We start from the raw sequence: 19,258 nt of genomic DNA, 5'->3' as shown, positions 1-19,258 counted from the left end.
TATTTCTATAATTTAGCTTATTTACAATCCAATAGGAGAGTCAGTGCTAGACACTTTAGGCATCTGACCCGCAACTCCAACTTGCTTTTTATCCAAGCCAATGCAATGCAACAAAGCGTCAATAATTTTCATATTTTTTTCACTTGCAGCATTAATATCTAGTAATTTCCCATTAATGGTGACAGTTGGTGTTGTCATTGAACCCTTGTTATCCCCAGAAACATTTAACAGTTCTTTGAAATCAGGAGTGCATTCGTTAATCAAATCCTGCCACTTCAAATATTGTCTGTCAAAAGCTTTACTTGCAACTTCTTCTGAAACGCCAGATTTTTTAGCCAGATTAATCAATTCTTCATTGCTTACAGGCTTATAATCTCTTCCTTCTTCCGGCTGGAATTCTTTACTAAAAATGTTATTAACAAACTGAAGCAGATGCTTTGGATTGTTGTCATGTGAAGCAATATATATAACAGCGCCGGTTACGCGAGTCGAGTAATGGTCAACAGTAAACTTATCCAAGGATGACATTGGGTGAAGTTCTAGGTTAATTTGACCTGCTTTAACCATTGAAATCAGTGTCTTGTCTGACGTACGGTTAAAGTTTCCGCAACCAGGGCACAAAGGATCAAAATAGCTTGCAACCGTTGGGGCTTTAGCAACAGGCTTGTTGTAACCAAGCTTGCTTATAAGAATTCCGCCATTAGAATTGACAACTTCCGGCTTATATTTAGCGCCATCTTTCTTTAGTCGCTTTTTAGCTTGCTTAGAACGCTCAATTTGCATTTGTTCGGTCTCGTTTGGCTGAGACAAAGCTTGATAAGCTGCAACACCAACTGTAACCAGCATAGCCATAACAATAATCGTTACGATAACTCCGATAATTGCTTGCTGACGACGCTCGCGCTCTTCACGCTCTTCACGCTCGCGTTTTTCTATAATTCTTTGTTGGCGAGCAGAAGATGGATTCTTCTGCTTATCATCACGCATCTGAATTTTAGGCATTGCTATCCTTCAACCCTTTATTTCACACGCTAAGACTAGCTCCTAGCAGCATTCTTGTTAATAAAATAATAACTTCACCACAGTTTAGTAGATGGCATCAACGGAAAATAAAGATTACGCATCGTACTATTTTTATTTTTTATTTTTCAAATGATTTTCCAGAATAAAATAACGCACCTAATCCTAAACGGAATTTTGTAGTCCACTTAACTACAGCAAAAACAACCCATGCAACCATAAATCCTAGAGCATATCCAAATGCAGTATTTGAAAAAATATTAGGTGAGTAAGCTGGCAAAAGAATACGCAAGGATCCAACATCTATAGAAAGTAATTCAGGATTATCACCACAGAAAAATGGATATATAACAGCTCCAATACCTCCGGAAATCACAATAGCTATAACTCGTGGAAGCATGTAAACGAATCCTCGAATAATATGCCATGGCAAAGTTGCAACACGCACTACAGAATCGTGTCGAGGAATTATCCCATCGTTAAGTTGCATTCTTCTAAAGCTTGATGAAATACTGTAACCGGATGTTGCACTAATCCACATAAAAACCATTGCAAAACCAATGGAATCGAGAATACTTAAGCAAGCAATAGCTAAATGAAAAATTACACAAATCAGTAATATCCATGTTCCTCTACGCGCATAATCATGTTGATTAAGAACACGATTGGCAGAAGGTACTTCGTCACTTTTAACGTGTAGAGAATCGCCTGCTTCATTTTCAATATTGCCATTATCAAAAGTGTTATCAGAAGAATGAATAAGTTTTGAAGATTGTGCAATGCGCGAATTGTTTGAATTGTCGTTCTGTATATTCTGAAAATCTACGTCTTTTAACGCATTAATTCGTGTTTTTTCATCCACATAAGACGTTTTATCGTCTTCACTATCTAATGAATGAGGCATAACAGTAGTAGAACGAACAGTTACGGTAGGCGCTTCTTTATCAGAATTAAGATTTGATATGCTATCTGCACCAACTGTACCAGCTGCATCGCAGGCAGGAGAATTTGTTAGTATAGCAGTTTTTTCTTTTGTTTCACGGCTTGTTTCACGGCTTGTTGCACGCCACATTTCACGCATAGTTACATTAGTGGCGTTACGATCAAAAGGGCGGTTCATCTCCGGCCATGCTAAAGGATCCATAGCATCTTGACTAATTGCATTTTCTAAATCAGATGGCATGCAACGCTGCTCTCGAATCGGGTTCAAAGCTTTACGGAAAGCAGCCATTGTTCTAGGAGGCAACCCCGTTAAATCTGCATTTCCTGAAGCAGCACGCTCCAAAACAGCCATCATAGGCTTTATGCCAAAAACAGGCTTACCTGTAGCTGCAAACGCAAGCACAGCGGCAACAGACCACCAATCTGTAAGTTCATCTGAATCTCCGCCTTCAATAATTTCTGGAGCAATAAAACCAGGAGTGCCCATCACTAATCCCGTGCGAGTAACATGGCTTTCACCTTCACCCATCGCAATACCAAAATCTACTAATACTGGTCCAGTAGCAGAAATCATTACATTAGTTGGTTTAATATCGCGATGAACAATACCTGCTTCATGAACAGCCTTAACAGCTTCAATAAGCTTATGCGCAAGGCGCTCTAAATCATCTGCAATATAAGGCCCATTCTCATCCACGTCTTCGCGCAAATTATGTCCTTCAATCAACTCTGTCACAATAAAAGCGATTGAAGCATCTAATTCCATATCCACTATCGCGCAAACACCTGGATGATGAATCCTCTGCAAAGCCAAAGCTTCACGTTTTAAACGCATTCGAGCACGTTCCTGCTCAGAATCCTCTTCTTCACTCTGTTTTGCATTAACAGAAGCACGTAATATTTTCATAGCATATTGATTGCCGCCGTCGTCATTAACACGCCAAACTGACCCCATTGCGCCGCCGCCAAGCCTAGAAATAAGCGTGTATCCGCCTACATTATTCCCTGGTTGCAAATCGAACATGCTTGTATCTTCCATACTGCATTATGTTAATGCCTTATATTGCCAAATACGCAAATATACGAAACAAAAAACACGCCGTTTCTATATTCAACATCGCCGTAATTTTGTAATGACGTGGCATATGGTACACTAATCAATTGTTCTACTTAGCATGATTTGTTATGCTGATAGAAAACATCGCCTCCTTAGCTCAGATGGCCAGAGCGGCCGCCTTGTAAGCGGCAGGTCGCCGGTTCGATCCCGGCAGGAGGCTCCATTTTTATTCCGCTCATTTCGTGAGTATTTGTTATTTTCTATTCTCAATTTCAAAACTACAGTTTTGTTATCTTTCGTATCACATATAATGACGTGAAATGATTAAAGCAGAGGGGATAGCAGCTAATTAACTATTCAAAATAGAAAAAATTTCTACTTTTCATATACAGTGCCAAATTATGGCGTATTATGAAAATAACAAATCTATATCTGCACACATAATCATCTTTATAACAAAACTTTTCGCGAGTAAGAACTCGGAAACCTTCCCCCAACTCAGGGTTTCCGAGGTGAGAGTGGAGCGTCCCCCAACCAGCTCCACCTCATAGGGGGCGGGAATATCCCCTTCTCTCCCGCCCCCACTTTTATTTTGTTTTGCACTCAATTTTGAATGCAATATTGAAGGTATAATAGAAAAGTTAGCGTTATTGCGAAGGAGTGATTGTATGGCACGTCGATGGACGCCTAGACGATTAATAGTAATGCGTCGTGCGAGAATAATTGCCTGCGTTTTATCTATATCACTCACAGCAACAAGCTTATTTATATTTACAGCTAAAAAATCTGTTGCAATGGTCGTAAATGGAAAAACGCGCATTGTAAGCACTTATTCAACAAATCCAATACGCTTATTAGAAGAACAACACGTTCCAGTAAAAACTCACGATCAAGTTATTTCTTCTTCTGGAGATATTCTCACAAACCATTCTACTGTAACAGTTCGCAGTGCTTATCAAACTTCTATCACCGTAGATGGAGTAACTATACCGTTTTGGACTGTTGCAACTAGCGTCGATCAATTAATCGGCTTTTTTAAAGCTAATGCTAAAAACGCTTCACGAATTACAGTAAATTTGCAAAATATTTACGATAAACTAACTTGCGGCTTATCAATTAATAAAAAAGGCCCAATTAGCGTTGTTGCTGACGGTAAGACACGCGTTGTGCAAAATGGAGACTTACCTGCGAGTGCAATTCTTGATTCTCAAGGTATAGTGCTTGGCAAGGAAGATCGCGTAAGCGTAGAAGAAGATGATGGAAATACTATTTTACGTATTTCTCGAGTTACTCATGGCAAAGAAACTCGTACAGTTTCGCTACCTTTTGCCACGCAAACTGTAGTAGATCCTAAACTTCCAGCAAATTCTCGCGTCGTACAACAAGCCGGCGTGAATGGCGAGCGCGAAGATGTTTATAACGTTACGTATGTAGATGGAAAAGCAGAAAGTGCAACCCTAGTTTCGCAAAATTTGGTAAAGCCTGCAGTTAATCAAGTTATTGCTGTAGGTAAGGCTGCTCCTGCACCAGTTCACAAAAATAATACGAATACGCAAAAGCCAAAACAATCCAAGCAGCAAACAAAATCTCAACCAAAAAAGCAGGATGCTGAGCAATCTACAAAACAAGAAAAGAAAAACAACCAACAGCAAACTCAACAAAACCAGAATAAAACGCAGAATCAGGCTCAAAATAAAGACCAGAACAGTAGCAATGTGAAAAATACTGCTAGCAACAATGGTGCACAAGCATCACAAACTCAACAACAAACCACATCTGCTGCTCCTGCACCTGCTGCTAATCCACCTGCACCAGCACCAAGCTCTAATCCCGATAGCCTCGTACATGCTACTCCAGAACAAGCTAAATTATTTGCTCAAGGCGCAGCTGCGCAAATGGGTTGGACCGGCAAAGAATGGGAAGATCTTTTATGGCTATGGAATAGGGAATCTGGATGGAGATGGAACGCAGAAAATCCTAGCTCACACGCTTATGGCATTCCTCAAGCTCTTCCTGGAGATAAGATGAGCAGCGCAGGAGCTAATTGGCATGAAGATGCCGCAATACAAATTAGCTGGGGTATAAGTTACATTAAAGGCAGATATAAAACACCTAGCGGAGCAGTAAAACATTCGCGCGAAATTGGTTGGTATTAAAAGACAACAGCGTGTTTTACGCACTTTGGCGCAACGGGTTAATTGTTACGAAATTTGGATGGTAAAACTTTGACAGAAATCAGCATTGAAAATGAAGGTCAGCTTTTAGGCGCAGCAGATATTAGACGTATCGCTGCAGAAGAAGGCATTACTCCTACCAAAAAGTTCGGTCAAAATTTCGTTATTGATCCTGGTACAGTGCGAAAAATAGTAGCAGCAGCTGAAGTTAAACTTGACGATACCGTTATGGAAGTAGGACCTGGTCTTGGTTCTCTTACTCTTGCAATATTGCAAACAGGAGCACAGCTTACTGCAGTAGAAATAGACCCTCAGCTAGCTCGACGATTGCCGCATACTGTAGAAGAATTTATGCCTAAAGCAATGCAAAAATTTAACGTCATTCTAAAAGATGCTTTGACAGTAAATGCCGATGATGTTCCACAGATTGCACAGGCTAAAAAATTTACTCTTGTTGCAAACCTGCCATACAACGTTGCGACGCCTATTATTCTTACTTTGCTAGAAAAATTTAGCAACTTACAGAATTTTCTAGTTATGGTTCAAAAAGAGGTAGCAGATCGGTTATGCGCACAACCTGGGAATAAAGTATATGGCACACCAAGTGTTAAGTTGGCATGGTATGGAAAAGCACAACGCGCAGGGCTTATCGGTCGTAATGTGTTTTGGCCAGCGCCAAACGTTGATTCAGCATTAGTTTCTTTTACTCGCGATTGCACAAGCAAAGGTGACAACAATGAGCGTGAGGGAGTATTCGCTTTAATTGATGCAGCCTTCCAGCAACGGCGTAAGACATTGCACGCAGCTCTTAAAAATCAAGTTCCAGAAGAAGCATATAAAAATTCTGGAATTGACCCAACTAGACGCGGCGAGACGCTTACTTGCGATGAATTTATTGCTTTATATCGCGCATGCAAAGATTGTAAATTATAAATGAAACGCATATTTATTTGTTGAATAAATATGCAAAATAAAATATTACGCAATGAAATATTACGTATATTCTGCAGCTTGTGTAAACTTGCTGCTAACAAAGTTATAAACCACAGATCGGAAGTGAACATGACGCAAGAATACGACGAACGTATTGCTCGTAAAGCTTTCATGTATCAAAGAAAAAGATCTGTACTCACTACAGTGAGCGTAGGTTTAGGCGTAATTTTTATATTTGCTTTACTCGTGCAATTCCACGCTTTTGGCATAAATTCTGTGCGCGCTCCAAAAGATAACCCAAATTACGGCGTTCCAGCTCCATGTGCAATAATAGGAAAAGAAGGAGCCAAGGCCCCTTACGTAGATAATAGAGCTGTGACAATCAGAGTTCTAAACGGCACAAAGTTCCGCGGTTTTGCTCGCGCTGTTGGCGAAGCTTTAAATGCTCGCGGATTTAACTTAACAGAAGTTAACAATAACAAATCAAGCAATATCAAACGAACAGTTATTTACTTTGGAAAAAACGCTATTAACGAAGCTTATACAGTAAGCGCTAATTTTGCCGATGCAATTATGCGAATGGACGATAGGCAAGATAAACTCGTCGATATTGTGCTTGGCTCTACTTTTAATAATCTTCGCCCTAAAGTAGATGTTCCAGCAGCAGGCGCAGCAATACATGAAGTGCAAGGATGCATAAGAGCTGACCTTATGAAAAACATTCCTAAGGCAATTCAGCATAAGGAAGTTAGATAAAAAAAATAGTAGCAGTAAAATATTTTATACTGCTACTTTTTATTTAAACGAGTAGACTTTTACTTTTTGCACGTTTCTTCATACCATCGCTGTAATTCTTCTACAGCAATATCATGATCTACCGGACCATTATCGAGACGATAATCAAGCATATGCTTATAAGCCTCACCAACTATTGGACCTGGTTGCAAATGCAATAATTGCATTATTTCGTTACCGTCTACATCAGGTCTAATAGCGTTAAAATCTTCTTGCTTTTTAAGCTCTTTTACGCGCTCTTCCATTTCGTCCATCGCATGTTCAAACATTAACGATTTGCGACGATTCTGAGTGGTTGCGTCTGCTCTAGTAAGTCGATTCAACCGCTCATACAGATGCCCTGAATCTTTTACGTAACGACGAACTGCAGAATCAGTCCACGGTTCATCAACATAGCCATGAAAACGCAAATGCAAATTCACCAATTCAGTAACATCGTCGATAAGATGATGATCAAAATGCAATGCTTTCAAACGTTTACGAGTCATTTTTGCGCCAACAACATCATGATGGTGGAAACTAACTTTCCCTCCATCTTCAAATTTTCGAGTTTTTGGCTTACCAATGTCATGCAATAAAGCAGCTAGACGCAATGTTAAATCCGGAGATGGCACTGGACCTTCTTGATCTGTTTCCAAAGCAATAGCGCGCTCAAGAACCATCATTGTATGTTCAAAAACGTCCTTATGACGATGATGCTCGTCAATTTCAAGCTGTAAAGCTGGAATCTCCGGAAGAACTCGCTGAGCTATACCAGATTCAACAAGAGCTTCTAACCCTTTACGAGGTCTGTCCGAAAGTAACATTTTAGTAATTTCGTCGCGAATTCTTTCAGCAGAAACAATATCTAACCTATCTGCCATATCTACAATCGCTTCAGCAGTATTTGCTTCGATACTAAACCCAAGTTGCGCAACAAAACGAACTGCACGCATCATACGCAAAGGATCGTCATCAAAAGATTGACGAGGATCAACCGGCGTTCGCAACACGCCTTTAGCTAAATCACTAGCACCGCCAAAAGGATCTACAAACTCTAAATCTGGCACGCGCAACGCCATTGCGTTGACAGTAAAATCACGCCTAGAAAGATCACCTTCTAAAGTATCACCGTATTGCACTTCCGGTTTACGAGAATCTGGATCGTACACATCAGAACGGTATGTAGTAATTTCAACTTTTACTTCAGTACCATCCGCACGCCGACGCATAGCTCCCAACGTGCCAAATTTACGACCCATATCCCAAAAACCATCATGTCCCCAGCGACGCAAAATAGGTTCAAACTCTTCAGGCCGAGCTGATGTACAAAAATCAAGATCATGCGACACGCGATGCAGTAGCATATCTCTTACAGGACCACCAACTAATGCAAGTTCATAATGACGCTCAGCAAAAAGTCGCCCCAACTCTATAGCTTCAGGCCAAACTTCGAAGTTCTCAGTCACCCTTACCGACACCCTTTCAGCAAAAATCAATCTATATTCCAGCATACCGTTACCCCAATGCACAGCGGATTGAGTAATGTTGACTATATGATTACTCCTGCAGACTTACGACGTACGCTCGCCAAGCTTGCGGATAATCATGCCCAAAATCAAGCTGCTCCTGTTATTACGCCACTTGATTTAGCTAAAATGCATAGAAAAAAGTCTTGCCAGCAAGACAGTTGCGAAGAACAAAATGTTGTTGATATTCCGCTGTTTTCTAAGGCTGACAGCACTGCGCAAGACTCAGAATCGCCGGAAGATAATCTTCAAAAAACATCTTCTTTCTCAGGCGTATCTCCAGCACTTATGCCACCACGCAGACAGGCAGATACTCCTACAACTTTTGCTTCTTTAGACGCGCAAGACTTGCCAATTATTCGAGAATATTCCGCAGGCGGTTTAGTATTTGACTCTCTCGGGCGTGTCGCAATTATTGCTCGTCATTCAAGAAGTGGACACCTTGAATGGTGTCTACCAAAAGGACATATAGAAAAAGGTGAAACACCTCAAGAAACAGCAGTTCGCGAAATTCATGAGGAAACGGGTATAGTCGGCGAAGTAGTAGATTCGATTGCCACAATTGACTATTGGTTTACAGGCACAACGCATAGAGTACACAAGCTAGTGCACCATTTTGCGTTACGTTACGTAAGTGGCGACTTATCTGTATTAGGAGATCCTGATCACGAAGCAGAAGATGCAATATGGGTGAATTTTAAAGAACTTAATGCAATATTAAGCTATCCAAATGAACGTAAAATTGCATGGCTTTATGCCAAAAAAGCACATAGGCGGTCTAACAGTGAAGAAACTCACGCGTAAACATCAGGCCACAAATGCGTCTACTGCTCTAAAGCAGAAGTCACTTTCGTACGTATTTTCTTTATTACGAATTACGTTACGTACTTGCTTAATTTCTGCGCGTTTTATTTTTATATTATTCGTAGTATTTGCAACGATTTTTGCTTTTCCAACAGCAAAATATGCAGGATTAGTAAATTACGCATATGCAGACACGAAAAAAGCAGATTTATCTGACAAAACTTCTGCAAGGCAAAATAAAAAACAATCTACGTATGAGAATCCGAATAGCAAGGGCATTGAAATAGATATAACTCAAGCAACGCCTGTAGTGACAGATGAAAGCGGATACCACCTTACTGCAACACTAAAAGCCGTAAAAACTGCACTTCCAGAAGGCACTTTACAACTTTCTATAAATTCCAATTACACTTTTGTTTCGCGCACGGACGTGCAAAATTGGGCGCAAGAGGAATCTCTTATACCGACTCCCCAAATTTTAGATTCCATAAAAACTCCAAGTTTAGCTTCCGGACACACGTGCACTCTTAGCTTTAACATACCCGCAGATAAACAAGAATTACGTTCCATCCTGAATTGGGGTCCAAAACCATTAAAAATTACGTATTTCTCACAAAATTATTCAAAATACAAATCGATACATTCTTTTTTGACAAGAGCAAATGTTGGCATGCACTCAGCTAATTTACCAGCGATGAAACTTACTGCTCTTATGCCAGTATTAATTCGTACACAAAACGATTTACGCAATTTTAAAGCTAATAACATTCAGCCTAGCGATCATTTAGAAACGCTACTTAGAGCCGACAAAGATAGTATTCACAACATTATTGAGAAGGCTGATTTAGCAAATAAACACTCAAAATTACAAACAATTGCAGATTTAAGCACAATACAAGCGTCTCATTTAGCACTCAAACCAAGCGCTTATATGCAACAATCTGGTTTTGATATCAGCGCTTATGCAGACGACAATAATGACGATTTATACAAATCGGCAGGAATTACTAGAGAAAAATGGTCTGCAAAAAATTCGCAATTGCAAAAAAATACTACTAAAGCAAATAATTCAAAACAAACAGACTCAGCTAATCATAATTTAAATAAAGCTTATGCATGGCAAACATATGGCAAGTGGACTATTCATGCGCTAGAGCAAGCAAAACGTAATGGATATGAAACTGTTATTGCAACAGATGAATTTGACAATAATGCTTCAAAATTTGCTGTTAGAAATGGAATATACGATATAGATACGCCCGCAGGGAATGTGCGAGTTTTGTCACCTCAGTCAGTGCTCACTCTTTTAGCAAATGGAAAACCTACAAGCGATAGCGCAACAAGCGAACAAACTCAGGCTGGGCGCATTAATCGTTTAGTGGCACAAAGCGCGTTCTACCAAATGGAACAGCCGTACGTTGATAGGCATATTCTTATTACTTTTTCAAATAATGCATCTAATTCAAATATTGATGCTGTTATGAGCGCATTAGAACAATCTCCTTGGTTGTCGCTAAGCGACTTGCAAACAATGGCAAATGTGAAGCAAGACGCCTTGCCTGACTGGAAGAAAAATTCCATAATGCGTGAAATATCTCGCAACAGCTCTATAAGCGCGAATATTACTAAAACAAGACGCTCTTGCCTAAACAATTTGTCACATTCAAGGAAAAACGTTTTACGTTTTACTAAGAATATTCTCGACTATAGTGCCGCTAAGCATCCTCATAATACTGAAGGTGACGCTCAAGCACTTGCAAAGCAAACAGCCAAAACAAAAAAACTTATTAACATAAAAGACTTAGAAAAGTATTTATTACGCTTATACGACGATATTTCTTTGCATGAATTTACAAATAATACAATCGAACAGCAAGATTCAAGCAAAACTACTGCACACAGCAAGCAAAATAACAAATCTTGTATAGGTAAAAATAATGCTAAGAATTTTGCAAATACGCTGATGAATGGAATCCGCATAATCCCACCGCATGATATTACTGCCGTAAGCGAAACAGCAAGCATGCCTATTACGATAAGCAACACATACTCTTACCCTGTGCAAGTATATTTATCTGCAAATACTCATGCTATGGAAATTGTTACGCGTCGTAAAACTTTAGTAAGAATTCCAGCTAATAGCGAAACTCAAGTAACTTTACCGTTGAGAATCACTACATCAATTCACACAAAAGCTACTTTTGTGCTTGAAGACAATCAGCATCGAGCATTTTCAAAAGAACAGAGCACGCTTATTACTAGTACACTGCAAATTAGTGATAAAAGCGGTACGATTATTATAGTATTTGCTTTCATTCTTGGTCTTCTTGGCCTTTGGAGGCAATTCCACCGTAAAAAGGATCCAGACGAATGAGTTCAGTAGGTCGAAATTCTGTAATTATGGCTAGCGGAACAGCCGCATCGCGCATTACAGGTCAAATACGTACTATCTTATTAGCAGCAGCCCTTGGAACAACAGGTTTGGCAGCAAACGCATATCAAGCTGGCTCTATGATTCCACAGCTAATATATACGCTTGTTTCAGGTGGAATTTTCAACGCCGTATTAGTACCGCAAATTGTTCGCACTCTCGAAAAGAAAAATGCCGAGGAACGCTTAAATAAACTTATTACATTTGCAATTCTTCTGCTTCTCGCGCTAACAGTTCTTATGTCTATAGCAACGCCTGTGCTCACTATGCTATACGCCGGCGGAAGCGCAGAAATGCAAACATTAACTTGTTCATTTACTTTGTGGTGCATGCCTCAAATTTTCTTTTACGGCATTTATACGGTACTTGGGCAAGTTTTGGCAGCAAAAGAACATTTTGCTATGTACGCGTGGAGTTCAGTTGCAGCAAATATTATTAGCTGCTTAGGTTTTGGCGTTTTTATCATCATCTTTGGTAAAGCAAATAGGATGCCATTAAGTTTTTGGAATGGCAATACTCTTTTGCTCACTGCAGGATTCTGGACTATTGGCGTAGCAGCACAAGCTTTAGTGTTATTCCTACCTCTTATGAAATGCGGAATACACTACAAACCAAGTTTTGGCATACGAGATATCGGCTTAAGATCGATGGGTCCTGTTGCTGCATGGAGCATGGGCATTGTTATTGTTACACAAATAGTTGTAATGATTACTACGCATATAACAACAAGCGTCCCATTTGTTGCCGAAAAACGTTTAGGCTTAGACCAGTTTGAAGTAGCAGGTAATGCTACTTATCAAAACGCTTACACAATGTTCCTATTGCCATACTCTTTAGTTGCAGTATCTGTTGCAACAGCAATTTTTCCTAAAATTTCACGCTCTATTGCATCTCACGATCTAAATGGCGCGCGCAATGACTTAAGTGAAGCACTCAGGCATGTAAGCATAATTATGTGCTTCTTTACAGTCGTTTTTATTGTTATTCCAACACCTATTTCGTTAGCTTTAATACCATCAATAAGCGTTCAAGAAGCAAACCTTATGTCTGCACCTTTAATGATGCTAGCTTTTGGCTTGCCTTTAACTAGTAGCTATTTGATTATCCAACGCACATTCTTTGCTTTTGAAGACGGTAAAAGTCCTTTTATTTTCGCAGCAGCGCAACTTCTTACTGAGCTTTTTGCATTTGTCTGTTGCATTAATGTACTGCCACCTACTTATTGGGTTACGGCTTTAGGCTCGTCAGTTTCAATAAGTTACTTCTTGACTTTCCCTGCGCTTGTTCACATGCTTCGGAATCGTTTCAACAATAATTTAGATGATCGAAATCTTATAATTGCGCATATAAAAATTATCATTGCTTCAATAGTATCTATTATTGTTGGCCTCTTAATAAGTAAACCATTATTGCACGTTTTAAACTTTACTTCTCCACACATGCATGGAGCGTTAAGGTGGATATACGCAATACTTATTTGCGCAATAATAACAATTATTATTGCTGTTATTTATCTGTCAGCACTCTTACTTTTGAAGACCAGAGAACTTGTAGATTTGTCTGCTCCAATAATTAGTAAACTTGCCCAAAAGATTCCTGCTCTTGTTCCTCTTGCTAAAATTTTTGAAGAAACTGCAAGAAATCAATCACATAACGAACAGAAAAATCTTAGAGTTCCGCGTAGGATACAATCCGATGCAAAATATGATGATTCTTCTAACGGCAAAAACTTCTAAGAGCTTAGTTTCATATTGAGCTTTTCCTTAAAATATGTGATTATTTGGGAAATTATTTCAATAACAGCAAAATGCTGTACATAACATGACGGCTCACCAGTACAATTATGTGTTAGTAAAAAATGTCAAGTTACTTATTGCACATGCGTAGGAAGATGAGGAACAAATGGAACCTCGGTTAGGAGATATTGTACTAAATCGATACGTATTAGTATCGCTTTTGCGCAACGAAGCAGGCTTGCAAGTATGGCAAGCCAATGACCGCATACTTACGCAGGATTGCCAGCTTTTTATTGTACGAGATTCACGTTTTTTGCCGCAAGTAAATACAATTGCATCAACCTTGGCTTTATCGCATAGCCGCAAGTTTACGCAAGTGCTTCAGTTACAGCATCATGATTCTGTTGCAATTATTGTTACAGCTTTAGATCGCGGTGTTACTATCAATGATTATTTGGCTCTTAAAAAAGCACCTTTAAGCTACGAAGCAATAAGAACTATTGTTGCAGAAACTGCACAAGCTTTAAGCAGATTACTTGCTAGCAATATTACTCATCACGCTATTTCTAGTGACACTGTTCGCATAAGTTCTTCAGGAATTGAGTTAGCAGATACTCCAGTAAGCCCTCTTTTGGAAGATGTAACTCAAAAAGATGATGATCAAATTCCAAGGCAAAATGTTGAACATATTGCAACTAGGCAACTTGCATCATTGTTATACACTTTGATTACTAGAACTTCTTCTCGAATACAAGCTCGTTTTGATGCGTCTCTTTTGCCAGATAATACTCCTTCAGAATTTAGGATGATTTGCACAAGAAGTCTAGCCCCAAATAAAAATAACAACGTAATACCTATGGCATCTATTGCAGAATTAGTAGCATTATTAGGTTCATACACGCCTTTATCTAAGCTCACAACAAAAGATATTGTGCTTGATAGTAAAACAAGTGCTGCTTCTATTAGCAATGTTCGACTTCGCGAAGCAAAAGATGATTTTATACTACCTTTGCCTGAAGGTCTTTCACAAAGTGAAGAAGAATTCGATGCACAATTAATGCAACGAAATAATCAGGATTCTAACGATTTTTCTTCAACTAATTCAGCCAACACTATTTCAAACAATACAAATGGATCCGCTAAATTAAGTAATAGTTTCAAAAATGCTGGAAGAACATTAGGATCTCTTCTTAAAAGAAGCAATACTAACTCAAATTCTGAAAACGGTGACAACGATAATTTTAGCGACGAAAGTAACACCAATACAGATATAGATTTTCATGATATTGCAGCAGCAGAAATGGCTAGCATTCTAGCTCCTACAGAACTCGATACAGACGATGCTATTTTCCCAACATTGTCTGCATCATATAAGCATTTTCCTGATACTGCTACATCTAAAAATATTTTTGATCACGCTGAAAATACAAGAAATCAAATTGCCAAAAATACTATTAGTGAAACAGGCGTAGTTAGCAGTTTTGATTTTAGTCATCTTCTTACTGAAAATAATCAGCACACAGAATTAATGTCAAGACCGCAAAACTTAACTTCAGAAGGCGAATCTACTGGTCGTGTTCCTGTTGTTGATTCTCACGGAAGATTTGTAGCTCCTGGAGAGGAATCAGCAAGAGCGCTTAGAGACGAAATAAACAGTGATCAAGACGACGATAGTCAAGAAAATGGATCACCTTCTTTGCCGCCAAGTTTCCAGCCTCTGGAACAATCTGCTACTTTGCACAAACAAAAGCAGAGTACGCAAAATAACAACACTATTGCAGATGCTAAGATTTGGTGGGGTCTTTCAACCAAAGTTATTGCTATTGGAACTGTTTCATTGCTTCTTGTAGCTGGATTAGCCTTAGCTTTACATGGTTTATTTGGAAATCATGAAAGTGCAGATAACTTCGGAAACAACGGCTCATGGGATAGCACTAGTCAAGAAAATGTTCCGTTTGGCAGCCAAGGTATTCTTCCTCAAGAAAAGCAACCTGCTAAGAAAAATATGGGTCGTAAGCAAGTAAAACCTGTGCCTAAGCCTAAAATTCCTACTAATAACATTGCTTACGAAGCTGATCGTTATCAATTCTTAAGCTTCCCAGCTAATCAGGCTGGATACGGGTACTATATTCACTTAACTGAACCACAAACTGTGTATCGCTTCGTCGTTTCTATACGTTCCTCTGGCGGTCACGCATATTTGTTGGCAAATACTAAGAATGATCCAACTAAGGGAACTCAAGTAGCAGAATTTACGTTCGACGAAAGTGGAACAACAGACGTAAAGCTTAAGAAGGTTGTAAAATCTCAAGATTTCATGCTCTGGGTTCCAAAAGATAGTATGCCTAAGAACAGTTTGTACATCAATTCTGTAAAACTGTACTGAATCTCTTATAACAAATGCTTTTAAGGAAATAAGTAATGGAAAATAAGCTTCGAAAAGTTATCATAATTGGATCTGGACCTGCAGGATACACTGCTGCAATATATTTGGGTCGCGCTGGGTATAAGCCACTTGTTATTGCTGGAGCTCTTACTCCAGGCGGTCAATTGATGAATACAACAGAAGTAGAAAATTATCCAGGATTCCCAGAAGGTATTTTAGGTCCTGACTTAATGGAATCTATGCAAAAGCAAGCTGAAAAATTTGGCGCAGAAGTATTGCTGAACGATGTTACTTCTGTAGACTTTAAAGGCACCGTAAAGCTCGTTACTACCGACGACGGTATAACTTATGAGTCTGACGCAGTTATCGTCTCTACGGGCTCGCAAGTGCGCAAATTGGGCGTTCCAGGAGAACTAGAGTACTCCGGCAGAGGTGTATCTTATTGTGCAACTTGTGACGGCTTCTTCTTCCGCGGAAAACCTATTACTGTAGTTGGTGGAGGAGATTCTGCTTTTGAAGAAGCATTATTCCTCACGCGATTTGGTTCTTCTGTTACTTTAATCCACCGCAGAAATGAGTTCCGCGCTTCAAAGATTATGGTTGACAGAGCAAAAGAGAACGAAAAAATCAAATTTATTACAAATAGTGTTGTAGATGAAGTGCACGGCAATGATGTAGAGGCTACTTCACTTACTGTTCGCAATGTTATTACGGGAGAAACTCAAGAAGTTGAGTCAGCCGGATTGTTTGTGGCAATTGGTCACACTCCTGCAACAAAGTTCTTAAACGGCCAATTAAATCTTAATGAAGATGGAACGATTGTTGTTGATGGCGCAACTACTCGCACTTCTGTTGAAGGCGTTTTTGCTGCTGGAGATGTTGTCGACAACATGTATCGTCAAGCAATTTCTGCAGCAGGAATGGGATGCAGAGCAGCTCTTGATGCTCAAACTTATCTTAACGAAAAATACGCTTAAATCTTACTTATTACACAAAGGCTTACTAAAAGTAAAAGCATAAATACAATTAAATTCACGTGTGACATTACAGTCTAAGCTATTATATTGTAGACAAATGTCACACGTTTTTATTAAAACTACTATTCTTTTTTAGAAACAAGTAAACCAATAATTCGTTGCATTTCTTCAGGAGAAGAAAAGACAATCTCGATTCTTCCATGATTTTCTGTGCCTTTAATAGAAACTTTGGTAGCAAAATGCTCCTCAAGCTGCTTGCGCACAGGCGAAGAAGACCATTGATTATTGCGACGCACGCGCGTACGCACTACTCCATTAGATGTATCTTCATTCTTTAACGAAACAATCTCTTCGGTACTACGAACCGACAATCCTTCTGCAATAATGCGCTTAGCTAGACTTTCCATATCTTCTGGATTTTCCAAGCCAAGTAGTGCTCGTGCGTGACCTGCAGAAAGCACGCCTGAGGCGACATGTTTTTGCACGCTAGCAGGAAGATTAAGAAGCCTCAAAGTATTGGCAATTTGTGGGCGTGATTTTGATACAGACTGAGAAAGCTGAATCTGTGTTAAACCAAAATCATCTATCATCTGAGAATATGCTGCAGCTTCTTCAAGAGGATTAAGAGCAACGCGATGAAGATTTTCAAGCAATGCATCTCTTAACATATTTTCATCAGCAGTTGTGCGCACAATCGCTGGAACTGTATCAAGTTCAGCTAGCTGAGAAGCACGCCATCTTCTCTCACCCATAATAAGTTCATAATGTGCAATTTGTTCATCATTTTTATCTGCATCAACAATAGGTCGCACAACTATAGGCTGTAAAACGCCAACTTCTTTAATAGATGACGCAAGTTCTCGCAGCTCATCCTCATCAAAAATTGTTCGAGGTTGGTGTGCATTTGGAACAATATCTAGCGGCTTAAGATAAGCTAAATACCCACCTTTTACTGGCTTCAAAGGCTCATTTTCTGCGGTTTTATTTGATTTTTCAGCAGCGTTATTTTTTTCACCAATAACGGTTTCTTCATTATTCTTTGTCTTAGACGACATAAATGTCGTTGATGCTGAATCTCCAAAAAAGAAATCCATAGGTCTAGTGACATCTCCAAGAGATGGCATAGTTGAGCGTTTATGAGAATGCTTGTTAGTATTAATTGACGGCACGGTTTCACGTGAAACATTCTTTATTTTGTTATTATTCTTATCCGCGTGAGGAGCAATTGAATTGCTCATACTAGGGACCTTTGTTTCATGTGAAACATTTTTTGATTGATTATTATCTTTATTTAACGTTTCACGTGAAACTTTTGCTTGTTTTTCTAGCTGACCATCCACAGATTCGGATTTTTGTGTTTCATGTGAAACATTAAATTGCAAATTATTAGATGCATCGGCAAGCGCATCCTCGCCAGGCAAAGCTGGGAACAAAGCGCCTAAACCTTTACCCAGGCGAGACTTATTTCCACTCATTATTTATTCTCCTGTTGTTGTTCTTGTCGATTAGCATCTTGCTTTGCTGCAATAACAGATAATACCGTCTTAGATCTCTTCGCAATTTCTAACGCAGCTTCGCGATAAGAAATCGCTCCTGATCCATGTGGATCATAAGTAATAACACTTTGATTAAAGCTTGGCGCTTCAGGTATTTTCACAGTACGAGGAATCGTAGTCTCAAGCACGATATTTGGATAATGTTTTTTAACTTCTTGGAAAACTTCTCTACCTAATAAAGTTCGCTTGTCAAACATAGTAACAAGCATTGTAGAAACAACTAAAATTGGATTGTAATGTTGCTGGACTAAACCAATAGTTCTTATAAGCTGTCCTAAGCCTTCAAGAGCATAATATTCAGCTTGAATTGGTATAAGCATTTCACGTGCAGCACACATTGCATTAATAACTAATAAGCCAAGCGACGGGGGACAATCGATAAAAACATAATCATAGTGTTCGTTGCTATTATCAAGATATTCTTGCAAGGCATTCTTTAACAGATTATTACGATTATCCATGTCTGCAAGCTCTAATTCAGCACCACTTAAATCAATAGATGCTGGAACAACATCAAGTCCCTCAATATCTGGGCAAGCATGTTTTACTTCAGCGATACTTTTTCGCCCTTCAAGAACATCGTAAACTGACAAATCACCAGAAGCATGAGGAGCATTTAATGCAGTTGACGCATTCCCCTGTGGATCCATATCAATAAGAAGTACTTTTGATCCACTCACAGCCATAGCTGCAGCAAGATTTACAGCAGAACTTGTTTTTCCTACTCCACCTTTTTGATTAGCAACAGCAATAAAACGCGTTTGCTTAGGCTTAGGATATTTCGCCTGTTCAATGGAATGAAAACGAGATGTCAAATCTGCCAATTCAATACCTAGGGAGGATTTTGAATCTCCAAAAATTCGTTGAATCGTTTCAGCAGCTGATTCCACGATGTATCACCCCCAATTAAATATACGAAACTCTTAAAATAAAAATATC

At 39.2% G+C, this 19,258-nt stretch carries 13 protein-coding genes and 1 tRNA gene; 9 read left to right on the top strand and 5 right to left on the bottom strand.

Features of this window, described 5'->3' with window-relative positions; all coding sequences use genetic code 11:
• Positions 1 to 21: 21 nt before the first annotated feature.
• Both AC1EKT_RS03095 and AC1EKT_RS03090 read right to left on the bottom strand, forming a co-directional pair.
• On the bottom strand, positions 22 to 1,002 hold the full coding sequence (locus AC1EKT_RS03095; protein WP_481616127.1) for a DsbA family protein: 981 nt from the start codon (positions 1,000 to 1,002) through the stop codon (positions 22 to 24).
• Between the two features lie 139 nt (positions 1,003 to 1,141).
• Positions 1,142 to 3,001 (bottom strand): serine/threonine-protein kinase, encoded by a 1,860-nt coding sequence (locus tag AC1EKT_RS03090; protein ID WP_481616128.1) that lies wholly within the window; start codon positions 2,999 to 3,001, stop codon positions 1,142 to 1,144.
• Between the two features lie 164 nt (positions 3,002 to 3,165).
• Here AC1EKT_RS03090 and AC1EKT_RS03085 point away from each other — a divergent pair.
• The 4 genes from AC1EKT_RS03085 (at position 3,166) to AC1EKT_RS03070 (ending at position 6,882) form a co-directional block, all read left to right on the top strand.
• Positions 3,166 to 3,242: transfer RNA gene (locus tag AC1EKT_RS03085), tRNA-Thr, on the top strand.
• Between the two features lie 445 nt (positions 3,243 to 3,687).
• Entirely contained in the window at positions 3,688 to 5,175 is a 1,488-nt protein-coding gene (locus AC1EKT_RS03080; RefSeq protein ID WP_481616129.1) for an aggregation-promoting factor C-terminal-like domain-containing protein, read from the top strand.
• 54 nt (positions 5,176 to 5,229) lie between these two features.
• Positions 5,230 to 6,126 (top strand): 16S rRNA (adenine(1518)-N(6)/adenine(1519)-N(6))-dimethyltransferase RsmA, encoded by an 897-nt coding sequence (gene rsmA, locus AC1EKT_RS03075; protein WP_481616153.1) that lies wholly within the window; start codon positions 5,230 to 5,232, stop codon positions 6,124 to 6,126.
• A 129-nt stretch (positions 6,127 to 6,255) separates the two neighbouring features.
• Positions 6,256 to 6,882 carry a LytR C-terminal domain-containing protein gene (locus AC1EKT_RS03070; RefSeq protein WP_415687065.1) on the top strand — a complete coding sequence of 209 codons (627 nt, stop codon included), beginning with the start codon at positions 6,256 to 6,258 and terminating at the stop codon, positions 6,880 to 6,882.
• A 59-nt stretch (positions 6,883 to 6,941) separates the two neighbouring features.
• Here the strand turns inward: AC1EKT_RS03070 and AC1EKT_RS03065 are convergent, their stop codons facing one another.
• Entirely contained in the window at positions 6,942 to 8,414 is a 1,473-nt protein-coding gene (locus AC1EKT_RS03065) for a CCA tRNA nucleotidyltransferase (protein WP_415683164.1), read from the bottom strand.
• Positions 8,415 to 8,456: 42 nt separating this feature from the next.
• On the opposite strand from AC1EKT_RS03065, the gene AC1EKT_RS03060 reads away from it, so the two are divergent.
• The 5 genes from AC1EKT_RS03060 to trxB all read left to right on the top strand — a co-directional run bounded on the left by AC1EKT_RS03060 (position 8,457) and on the right by trxB (position 16,763).
• Positions 8,457 to 9,233 (top strand): NUDIX hydrolase, encoded by a 777-nt coding sequence (locus AC1EKT_RS03060; RefSeq protein ID WP_415683535.1) that lies wholly within the window; start codon positions 8,457 to 8,459, stop codon positions 9,231 to 9,233.
• Positions 9,214 to 11,607: a DUF6049 family protein gene (locus tag AC1EKT_RS03055; protein ID WP_481616913.1), complete on the top strand. Its 2,394-nt coding sequence runs from the start codon at positions 9,214 to 9,216 to the stop codon at positions 11,605 to 11,607. The genes AC1EKT_RS03060 and AC1EKT_RS03055 overlap by 20 nt, the downstream gene beginning before the upstream one ends.
• Positions 11,604 to 13,400 (top strand): murein biosynthesis integral membrane protein MurJ, encoded by a 1,797-nt coding sequence (gene murJ / locus AC1EKT_RS03050; protein ID WP_415688961.1) that lies wholly within the window; start codon positions 11,604 to 11,606, stop codon positions 13,398 to 13,400. The genes AC1EKT_RS03055 and murJ overlap by 4 nt, the downstream gene beginning before the upstream one ends.
• 166 nt (positions 13,401 to 13,566) lie before the next feature.
• Entirely contained in the window at positions 13,567 to 15,786 is a 2,220-nt protein-coding gene (locus AC1EKT_RS03045; RefSeq protein ID WP_421790417.1) for a protein kinase family protein, read from the top strand.
• 35 nt (positions 15,787 to 15,821) lie between these two features.
• Positions 15,822 to 16,763, top strand: coding sequence for a thioredoxin-disulfide reductase (trxB, locus tag AC1EKT_RS03040; protein WP_415683161.1), 942 nt, complete (start codon positions 15,822 to 15,824; stop codon positions 16,761 to 16,763).
• A gap of 122 nt (positions 16,764 to 16,885) precedes the next feature.
• Here the strand turns inward: trxB and AC1EKT_RS03035 are convergent, their stop codons facing one another.
• On the bottom strand, positions 16,886 to 18,238 hold the full coding sequence (locus AC1EKT_RS03035; RefSeq protein WP_415683160.1) for a ParB/RepB/Spo0J family partition protein: 1,353 nt from the start codon (positions 18,236 to 18,238) through the stop codon (positions 16,886 to 16,888).
• Positions 18,238 to 19,209, bottom strand: a complete 972-nt coding sequence (locus AC1EKT_RS03030; protein ID WP_415687062.1) for a ParA family protein — start codon at positions 19,207 to 19,209, stop codon at positions 18,238 to 18,240. Before AC1EKT_RS03030 ends, AC1EKT_RS03035 begins: the two co-directional genes overlap by 1 nt.
• Positions 19,210 to 19,258 lie beyond the last annotated feature (49 nt).

This window comes from Bifidobacterium sp. C0047B3 (assembly GCF_056590535.1).
The sequence above is the reverse complement of the archived record's forward strand: the minus strand, read 5'-3'. Positions and strand labels throughout refer to the sequence as shown.

Bases quoted from the DNA above. Each gene is read 5' to 3' on its own strand.
- AC1EKT_RS03070 (WP_415687065.1), top strand. From the start codon at position 6,256: ATGACGCAAGAATACGACGAACGTATTGCTCGTAAAGCTTTCATGTAT.
- AC1EKT_RS03060 (WP_415683535.1), top strand. From the start codon at position 8,457: ATGATTACTCCTGCAGACTTACGACGTACGCTCGCCAAGCTTGCGGAT.
- murJ (WP_415688961.1), top strand. From the start codon at position 11,604: ATGAGTTCAGTAGGTCGAAATTCTGTAATTATGGCTAGCGGAACAGCC.
- AC1EKT_RS03035 (WP_415683160.1), bottom strand. From the start codon at position 18,238: ATGAGTGGAAATAAGTCTCGCCTGGGTAAAGGTTTAGGCGCTTTGTTC.
- trxB (WP_415683161.1), top strand. From the start codon at position 15,822: ATGGAAAATAAGCTTCGAAAAGTTATCATAATTGGATCTGGACCTGCA.
- AC1EKT_RS03095 (WP_481616127.1), bottom strand. From the start codon at position 1,002: ATGCCTAAAATTCAGATGCGTGATGATAAGCAGAAGAATCCATCTTCT.
- AC1EKT_RS03045 (WP_421790417.1), top strand. From the start codon at position 13,567: ATGGAACCTCGGTTAGGAGATATTGTACTAAATCGATACGTATTAGTA.
- AC1EKT_RS03065 (WP_415683164.1), bottom strand. From the start codon at position 8,414: ATGCTGGAATATAGATTGATTTTTGCTGAAAGGGTGTCGGTAAGGGTG.
- AC1EKT_RS03090 (WP_481616128.1), bottom strand. From the start codon at position 3,001: ATGGAAGATACAAGCATGTTCGATTTGCAACCAGGGAATAATGTAGGC.
- AC1EKT_RS03080 (WP_481616129.1), top strand. From the start codon at position 3,688: ATGGCACGTCGATGGACGCCTAGACGATTAATAGTAATGCGTCGTGCG.